Here is an 8,662-nt window from a genome sequence, read left to right on the forward strand (position 1 = left end):
GTGGATCGCAAGTCGAGCGTCACGGTGGACCTACTGCGGCTGGGAGTGATGGACAAATCTTCTTCAATGATCGCACGATTTTTTTCCAAGGTATTTAAAACACCGGATCCTACTGTACCCAGTCCTAAAATACCAATATATATTGATTCCATCGCCGCCTCCTTATTCGTGTCCGATCAAAGTTATTTCCTTAACACCTTTAATCCGACCGATACGTCTGATAATATCCTCGACGCTTATCTTCATATGCCTCGTTTCAAATGACATCGTTACATTGGCGATATCCTGCAGTGGAATTCCCTGGTTAATAGTGATAATACTTCCATTTTCCCGTGCGATTAATTGCAATACGCGAGACAATACGCCTGCCTCATGGGAAATCATAATAGAGACGCTGAATACTCGTCCCTGAATTGCCTCGTAAAAGGGTTCTACACGATCTTTATACTTATAGTAAGCGCTGCGACTTAAATCCGCCATTTGCACGGCTTGATGAATCGTTTTTGCTTCGCCGTTACTGAGAAGGTTTTTGACTTGAATCGTTTTTTTGATTGCTTCGGGCAATATACGTTCATCGACCAAATAAAACTGGGTATCTTTTGAGTTATCCACTGCGTTTTACTCCTCCAACCGTTGGGGTAAGTGTCCCGGATCTTGGGTCTTACCCAACAAATATTTTTTCCCGAACAAAGTTAACATAAAATACATCCCTAAAAAGAATGGAATATATTCTGCTATGAAACGCCACATGACGGCAAGTAAACCTACCGTACCCCGAGGCACGTACCCTTTAAATAAAAGTACAAAAAATCCTTCCGCAATACCGGTGCCCCCAGGCGTCGGCGCGAAGTAAAGCATAAAATTTAATACGATCATACGCCCTAACAGGAACAAGTTGCTGACTGCGGTATTACTTTTCCAAAGCAAAGCCGGTAAAACACCGTAAATACAACACAAACTAAGTCCGGAATAAAGAAACACAAGAAGTGTATCCCATGGGCGATCTTTCATAATCTGTAAAGTAACGGTTAAGTCATTCAAAAAACGTAAAAATTTTCGAATACGTTGCTTTGAGAAACCGCAAGTATGCAACATTACAAACGTCCATTTTTTGCCAGAGGCCCCAGAGAACAACCAAAATCCGAATAAGCAAGCCAATAAAAAGGCTATCGCAATATAAAACAAAGTGCTGTTACCTATATACGGAATGTCCAAGTGATCAAAGAAAAAGACAAACGGTAACGCAAACACTAAAAACAGGATCGAAAAAATGGTTCGGATGATAACGATCATACTGCTTTTAGCCACCGGTACGCCGATGCTTCGCAAAATCAGTACTTGTGCAATGGCACCACCGGCAGCGCCGGGGGTCAGCAATCCCATAAAGTAGTTACCGAAAATCACCTGCATAATGCCGATCAGACGCACTTTATAACCGTTCATTGCCACAAGACGTTGCAAACGCAGACCGTCAAAATACATACCGACACTCCAAATTCCAAGCGCCAGTATAATATTGGAAACGGAAAAATACGTAAGTGCGTGCCAGGTAGTAAAGTCGATGGTAAAGTACACCGTGCAAAAGGTCACAATTGCAATCAGTGCAAATAATAAAATACCGTTACGGACGGTATGATTCATGCGCCGATCACTCCAAAATTGATTCTGTGAATGCCTTCATGCATCAACAATTCATAAACATTCGGCGAAGTTAACGCCTGGTACTCTTTTTCCCAGTTATATTCCCAGCCATATTGAGCTCCCAGGTGAAGGTTGCTGCTGCCCGGATGGCACATCAATTCATGGAAACCATCTCGCAATTGCGGGAAAAGTTGCAACAATTTGCGTTCCGTCAAATGGCCGCCATCCATCATCCCCCAAAAATGTTCGGTCGTCGCCATTCCGGCTGCATGTATTTTACGTCGTGCCCGATTCGCTAACACGGTAAGGCCCGTTTTTCCAAACAAACGACGCCAATCCGCAAGATGTTTACCGTAGCGAATATTTTCGGCCGGAATGCGCATCGCACGAATATGATATTTCTCACATAAGGTCAACACAATCGGTAAGACACGTGGCCAGACATGTAAATGCTGGTGTCCGTCGACATGTGTAATAGTTAATTTTGTTTCCGCAATTTTCGCAAATTGGGCTGAAAGCTCCCGATACACATCATTGTAATCAATTTCTCCGGCCAAATCGCGGCGAATGAATTCACCATAGTCGGCCAATAATTTACCGTTTTCGTCAAGCAAACTTTTGACTTCCGCCGGATCCGCCACCGGGTCTATCCCACCGACTAACGCAGTATGAATGCCCACTCCGAGTCGCGGTAACGTTTCTGCTACGGCGATTGCGTCTTCAAAAGCGGCGCCGCCTGCTAATAAAGTTGTGCTGGTTATAATCCCGTTTTGAAAACCACGAGCAATAGCTTCATTGACAGACGGATGTAAACCGAAATCATCCGCATTCACAATTAAAAATTTCATATTGGCTCCTTATCGATAACGGTCAAACGTTGAGAAGTGCCATTTGCCGATCATTTGTAAGTCTTTTTGTGCATGTTTTTGTGCAAAACTTGCCAAGAACTGGCGCACCATAAACGACGCCCCCTTGGGAAGTGTCGTATAATATTTTCTTCCCAACTCTGCCAGCGTATCTACAAATGCGGCACGGGCCAAGATAGACGCCATTGCCACCGCAGGGTATCGTTCACCGCGAGGCGTTTGCAAAAGAGGCACGGTAATTTGCGCCGTCGCCCATTTTTTTTGCATTAGTTCTTCGCGAGCGAAACGATCCAAAATAATTTGCTCAGCAGGAAAACACTGTAATAATTTTTTCATATTGGCGAAATGCAAATCAGTCAAAAGATCATTCAAGTTTTTGCCGTTTTTTTGGTAAGCGGCATATTTTTCATTATATAATTGCGGAACAAGTATTGTGACTTCAGCTTGATCCTCATATTGATCCAGAAAACGTTGCGCTAATTTCGTAATTTGGAGATCGGTCAGTTCTTTACTGTCACGAACGCCCCATGATACTACTTCTCGAGCCTGATCTTTGGTAAGGTACACGGCTGCGACAACAAGCGGTCCCAGTACATCCCCCTTACCGGATTCATCACAACCGATCACATACGTGTCAATTACTTTTCTATCTTCCGTTGCCGCTTTGGTTTTCTTTACTTCCGCGCCGGACGAATTAAGATTGGTTGCCAGGGCCTCCAGTTCTTCTTTCCATTCAGGATCCTTGGTTTGGATCACCAGTCGGAAGCCTTTTTTACCGTGATAAGTGTTTAAAATTGCCGTCTTTTCAGCGCGCACAACTTTCCACTGGATACCGTACGGGATCGTTTTTGTATTAGTTATTATTATATCATATTGCTTCAGACGCTGAGCCAATTTCTGACGCAGAACATCCGGCGACTCATTTGGCAAGCCTATCTTCCCCTTTCATTTTCGCTTCCGCTTGCACCTGTCGTAACGGCATGTTTTGCACTCGTGCAATACGGGCACAATCTTCATACTCCGGCTTACATTTATACTCGTTTCCTACGCGAGCGTACTTCACGCGCACCGATTCACCGTATAAGAAAATCTCTGTTTCTTGCGTCGGTAAAACCGTTCGCTCACACGTAAATTCGCGTACTCCCCAACTGGTTGTTTCCTGCAAGATGAAGTCAACCAGCGCTTGCGATTGCTTTTCCTCACAAAGTACACACAAGGTAACTGCCGGACGACTTTTTTTCATAACAATCGGGATATACCAAACATCCGACGCACCTGACGCCAAAAGTCGTTCCTGCACATAGGCAAGCGTTTCCGGCGTCATGTCATCCAGATTAGTCTCCAATTGTTTCATGACGGATCCTTTTCTCGGCAAATTGCTGCAGCTACTCGAGCAGCACCATAACCGTTATCAATATTTACCACTGCGACTTTATCTGCACAGCTGGTAAGCATCCCGAAAAGAGCCGTCATGCCGTTTTGCGCGACACCGTACCCCACCGAAGTCGGCACGCCGATCACCGGAGCCGAAATTAATCCGCTTATCACCGTAGGGAGTGCGCCCTCCATACCAGCAATCGCAATGCAAACTTGTGCATCCTTCAGTTCTTTACAAACCGCCAGCAAGCGATGTATCCCCGCCACACCGCGATCGTAATATGCTTTCACGGGAATGCCTAAAAACTCAAGTGTTGCCACCGCTTCACGAGCTACACTTTCATCCGCGGCACCGGCGGTTACTACCGCCACGAAAGAGCGTATGGTTTGATGAGAACATTGGCCGTACGAAAATACACGTCCAATCTCGTCCCATTTGGCTTGCGGTGCGAGTGTATGTAAATATTCGCCCATTTCCTTACTCAATCGAGTCAAAAGCAAGGGCTTGCTTTGATTTATTGCATATGAAAGTAACTCTGTAAGCTGTTCTTGCGTTTTCCCGCTGGCCAATACCACCTCGGGAAACCCCTGTCGCTGAACGCGATTATCATCCCAACAAAGGCGATTAATATCCGTAAAACCATAATACTCCCGAATGTTTTTTTCCAATTCAGCCAAATCAAGAGCATTATTTTTCCATGCTTTTAGCCAATTCCCGAGAGGTTCCGTCATAGCCTGTCCCTTCCCTCACCAAGCGATGATGAAATAAAATAATCGCTGCCGCCATGGCTACATTAAGTGATTCTACAGTAGGCGATATCGGAATATGGAAACGCGCATCGGCCTGCTGTAAAATTTCTTCAGGAATGCCTTTACCTTCGTTACCGAAAAGCCAAAAAACATTGCGCTGTGAAGGCATCATTTCATACGATACACTTTCACCAAGTGTGGTAGCCCAAAGCGGCATCTGCCGTTTGCGGGCCGCATCATATAAATCTTTCGGAATAATCTGCTGCACCACAGGAATTTGTAAAATAGTTCCCATGGAACTGCGCACCGCTTTATCGTTAAATAAATCGACAGTACCTTTCGTTGTCCAAACGGCGGCACACTCCGCCGCTGCCGCAAGACGAACTATTGTCCCCGCATTTCCGGGGTCCTGCACACCGCACAATACTGCAATGGGACCTGATTGTATGTCTGTTTCCTTCGGTAAACTTGCTGTTTTCACAACTGCGGCAATTTCCTGACTGGCTTCCGTTTGCGCGAGTGCTTTGAACATTTTCGAAGGCACTATAAAAAGAGGCACCTTTTCCGCTATGGTAAGGCCGCTCGCCTGCAGCCCCGCCTCGGTAGCCCAGATCTCATATTGCAAACCGGCCGATTGCAAGATAACCTCCACAGCACGTACGCCTTCTACCAGAAACGAACCGTGCTGCTCACGATATTTACGTTGTGATAGCGCACAGACCCGTTTCCAATGCGGATTTTGTAAGCTGGAAATTTCTTTTTTCACGATTCCAACAACTCCCGAAAGTATCCTGATGTATTGGCCAATTCCTGATAGGTGCCGGTCTGAATAATCCGACCTTCCCGAAATACATAAATACGATCCGCATTCCGAATCGTCGACAAGCGATGTGCAATCAAAAGAATCGTACGTTCACCGCGAATACCGGCTAGGGATTTTTGAATTCTTTCTTCCGTAGCGCTATCCATATTCGCAGTTGCTTCATCCAAAACCAACACCGGATACCGTCGCGCCATCACACGAGCTAACGATAACACCTGTCGCTCTCCCGCCGAAAAAAAGCTTCCCAGATATCCCGCCTGGGTATAAATACCTTGCGGTAGTTGTTGAATTTCATCCCAAAGATTTACTTTTTGCAAAGCATGAATAATCCGCTCCGGTGTTAACGTCGGATTATGTAAGCTGATATTTTCCGCCACCGTACCTTTAAACAAATGCTGATTTTGAAAAACGTAACCCAAGAGTGTACGAGTGGAGGCGATCGAATAATCTTCAATCGGTTTGTCGTTTAAAAGAATACGCCCCCGTTGCGGAATATACATGCGCAATGCAAGCGACATCACTGTCGTTTTACCTGCCCCTGAAGTGCCGGCAATACCCACCAACTCTCCATTATCGACATAGAAGGAAACATCTTTCAGCACCCATTTTTCCTCGTCACCATAATGGAACCAGACATTCTCAAACTCCAAAGACCTGAACGGCTCTTCAAAATCCGGGCGATCGTCAATTTCCGTCACGCTCGTTTGCTCCCACATTTCGCCCACGCGATCAACCCCCGCCAAGGCAGACTGCAAGGTATTGTAGCGTTCTGCCATACCGCGAACCGGAGCAAAAAACTTCTCAATATACTGAATAAAAACAAACACGAGTGCCGCATCCGTAATATCGACGGCTAAATTGGTATAACCTAAAATCAGCACTACACAAATAAAATAAGTAAAATCGACAAACGGTCGAAAGACGGAAAATGTACGGACCTCCTGAATTCCTGCCGTGACATAGGCCTGATTAATCGTATCATACTCTTTAATGACTGCTTTTTCCGCATTGTATGATTTGACAATCATGATACCGCTCATCGCTTCCTGAATAAAACTGTTGGAAACAGAAATACAGGAACGCACTTTGCGATACGCTCGACGGCTGTATTGGCGGAAAATATATACCGCAATTCCCAGTAAAATCATTACCGTCAAAGATGCCAAGGCGAGGCGCATATGCATTTGCAGCAAAATTACAATGATGCCGACCATCATTAAAAAGTCACCGCAAAAAGGAATTAAAACCTCGATAAAAAGAGCGCGAATCGCATCTGTGTCATTCGTTACCTTGGTGACTAAATTACCGGTTTTGTAGCGTTTCAGCGAACTTTCCGACTGCACTAAAATGCGTTCGAAAACGTTTTGACGAATGCGATAAATAATATTTTGCCCAACATATTGCAAAGAAAAATTCAACGCATATAAAAGTCCGACGCTTAGAAATACCGTTGTCAAATACAACCAACCGACCCGATATAAAGCGGTAAGATCTTTCACGGGAAATATATCGCTGATTGCGTATTTCAATAGGTACGGACGCAACAGATCGAGTCCCACTGTCACCGCTACCAGTATTCCAGCCAATACCCACCAACCGTAATACGGTTTTGCATAATTAAGCAAGAGCCGGAGTTGTTTCAAATCGCGGCGATTTTTTCGTTGTTTATTCGCCATCGTTTATGCCTCCTGCTGATGATATAAAACGTAATACTCGCCGTGCCGATTCCACAGTTCCTCATGAGTGCCTTGTTCAACAATGTGTCCATCTTTAAAGACGAAGATAATATCGGCATCACGCAAGGCATCAATGCGCTGGGAAATAAAAAGGATCGTATATTTTCGGCGCAGTTTTAAAATACTTTCCTCAATCATCGCAGCCGTTTGAAAATCGAGTGCCGAAAAAACGTCATCTAAAAGCAACAAGGGTGCCCGTTTGTATAAAGCACGAGCAATTCCGATACGCTGCCGTTGTCCCCCGGAGAGATCCGTACCTGCTTCCTGCAATTTGCTGCTTGGTCCTTGCAAACGATCCTGCAAAGAAAGTGAAATCGCCGTATCATCCATTAACTGTTGGACATAATCCATATCCTGCTCCTGCGCGGGGGCGGGAAAAGTGATATTGTCAGCCACTGTTTTTGAAAAAAGAATTTGCTCCTGCGGAACAAACCCGCTCAGCGCACGCAGGTCTTCTAAACAGTACGAACGCACATCTTTGTCATTAATAAACAACGTACCTGACGGCGGATTGTACAAGCGAAGCAACAATTTGAAAAATGTAGTCTTGCCGCTGCCCGGTGCGCCGACGAACCCGACAAATGCCCCTTCGGGAATAGTTAGATTCACATCGCAAAGCGCCGGTGTGTCTGCTTCGGGATAGGTAAAGGTAAGATGTTCTGCGCGAACTTTTGCTTGTGCAGGCACACTGTCTCGATCGCCCGCGCAGTCATCCGCCGTCTGTTCTTCCGGCCATTCAAAATACTCGCGCAAACGATCATAGGAGCCCAAGGCCCGATTCATCACTGCAATCAAGCCTCCGACTCCCATCGTAGCCATGATCAACATACCGATATATCCGTTAATAGCTACAAAATCGCCGACGGAAATTTCATCGTTGATAACCAGCCTGCCACAGATAAAAAGTGAAACTGCATAACAAATCATCGGCAAAATACGCATCATCGGTATAAATACAGCTTGCACGCGGGCAAGTGATAAGTTGCCCTGCATATTTTCTTCATTTAATGTTGCAAAATATCGTGCCACGGATACTTCTTCGACAAGACTTTTAATGATAGGCAAGCCGAGAAACAGCTCTTGCGTATATTCGGTCAGATTACTGAATAGGTCCTGCACATGACGAAACCGTTTACGCACCACACGTCCGAGCAAAACTGCAGCCAGCAAAATTAACGGCATCGGCAATAAAACACGCACCGCCAGCGCTAATGTGATTTGACTTGCCATCATCCAAAGCGCCAAACCGTTTAAAAAGATCGCATCTACCAAAAGCAGCATTCCTAAACCGAATGCAATTCGGATCGACGTTACGTCATTGATAAGTAAAGCCATGATTTTGCCGGGACCATGTTTTTCGTAAAATTGCACCGGTAATCGGATGGATTTTTTGACAATCGCATCCCGCATTAAATATTCACTTTTGCGCATTTGACCGAGAATGCAAAGGCGGTAGCCAAATTTGCACA

At 45.3% G+C, this 8,662-nt stretch carries 9 protein-coding genes; all 9 read right to left on the bottom strand.

Features of this window, described 5'->3' with window-relative positions:
- Window positions 1–162: 162 nt before the first annotated feature.
- Window positions 163–612 carry an ACT domain-containing protein gene (locus RDN69_RS05150; protein WP_024047901.1) on the bottom strand — a complete coding sequence of 150 codons (450 nt, stop codon included), beginning with the start codon at window positions 610–612 and terminating at the stop codon, window positions 163–165.
- 6 nt (window positions 613–618) lie between these two features.
- Window positions 619–1,641, bottom strand: coding sequence for a lysylphosphatidylglycerol synthase transmembrane domain-containing protein (locus RDN69_RS05155; protein WP_159821896.1), 1,023 nt, complete (start codon window positions 1,639–1,641; stop codon window positions 619–621).
- Window positions 1,638–2,489 carry a ChbG/HpnK family deacetylase gene (locus RDN69_RS05160; protein WP_024048945.1) on the bottom strand — a complete coding sequence of 284 codons (852 nt, stop codon included), beginning with the start codon at window positions 2,487–2,489 and terminating at the stop codon, window positions 1,638–1,640. The genes RDN69_RS05155 and RDN69_RS05160 overlap by 4 nt, the downstream gene beginning before the upstream one ends.
- A 9-nt stretch (window positions 2,490–2,498) precedes the next feature.
- Window positions 2,499–3,263, bottom strand: coding sequence for a ribonuclease HIII (locus tag RDN69_RS05165; protein ID WP_288218321.1), 765 nt, complete (start codon window positions 3,261–3,263; stop codon window positions 2,499–2,501).
- A gap of 163 nt (window positions 3,264–3,426) precedes the next feature.
- Window positions 3,427–3,861 (bottom strand): nickel insertion protein, encoded by a 435-nt coding sequence (gene larC / locus RDN69_RS05170; protein WP_024048947.1) that lies wholly within the window; start codon window positions 3,859–3,861, stop codon window positions 3,427–3,429.
- A complete protein-coding gene (gene larB / locus RDN69_RS05175; RefSeq protein ID WP_273259657.1) occupies window positions 3,858–4,616 on the bottom strand; it encodes a nickel pincer cofactor biosynthesis protein LarB in 759 nt (252 codons plus the stop codon). The genes larC and larB overlap by 4 nt, the downstream gene beginning before the upstream one ends.
- Complete coding sequence (locus tag RDN69_RS05180; protein WP_024048950.1) at window positions 4,573–5,400, bottom strand: RNA methyltransferase; 828 nt, start codon at window positions 5,398–5,400, stop codon at window positions 4,573–4,575. Before RDN69_RS05180 ends, larB begins: the two co-directional genes overlap by 44 nt.
- Window positions 5,397–7,133, bottom strand: coding sequence for an ABC transporter ATP-binding protein (locus tag RDN69_RS05185; RefSeq protein WP_288218322.1), 1,737 nt, complete (start codon window positions 7,131–7,133; stop codon window positions 5,397–5,399). Before RDN69_RS05185 ends, RDN69_RS05180 begins: the two co-directional genes overlap by 4 nt.
- Window positions 7,134–7,136: 3 nt before the next feature.
- The coding region (locus RDN69_RS05190) for an ABC transporter ATP-binding protein (RefSeq protein ID WP_288218323.1) at window positions 7,137–8,662 on the bottom strand (1,526 nt) is incomplete at its 5' end.

Origin of the sequence: uncultured Negativicoccus sp., assembly GCF_902480485.1 — a bacterium.
Lineage (GTDB): Bacteria > Bacillota > Negativicutes > Veillonellales > Negativicoccaceae > Negativicoccus > Negativicoccus succinicivorans.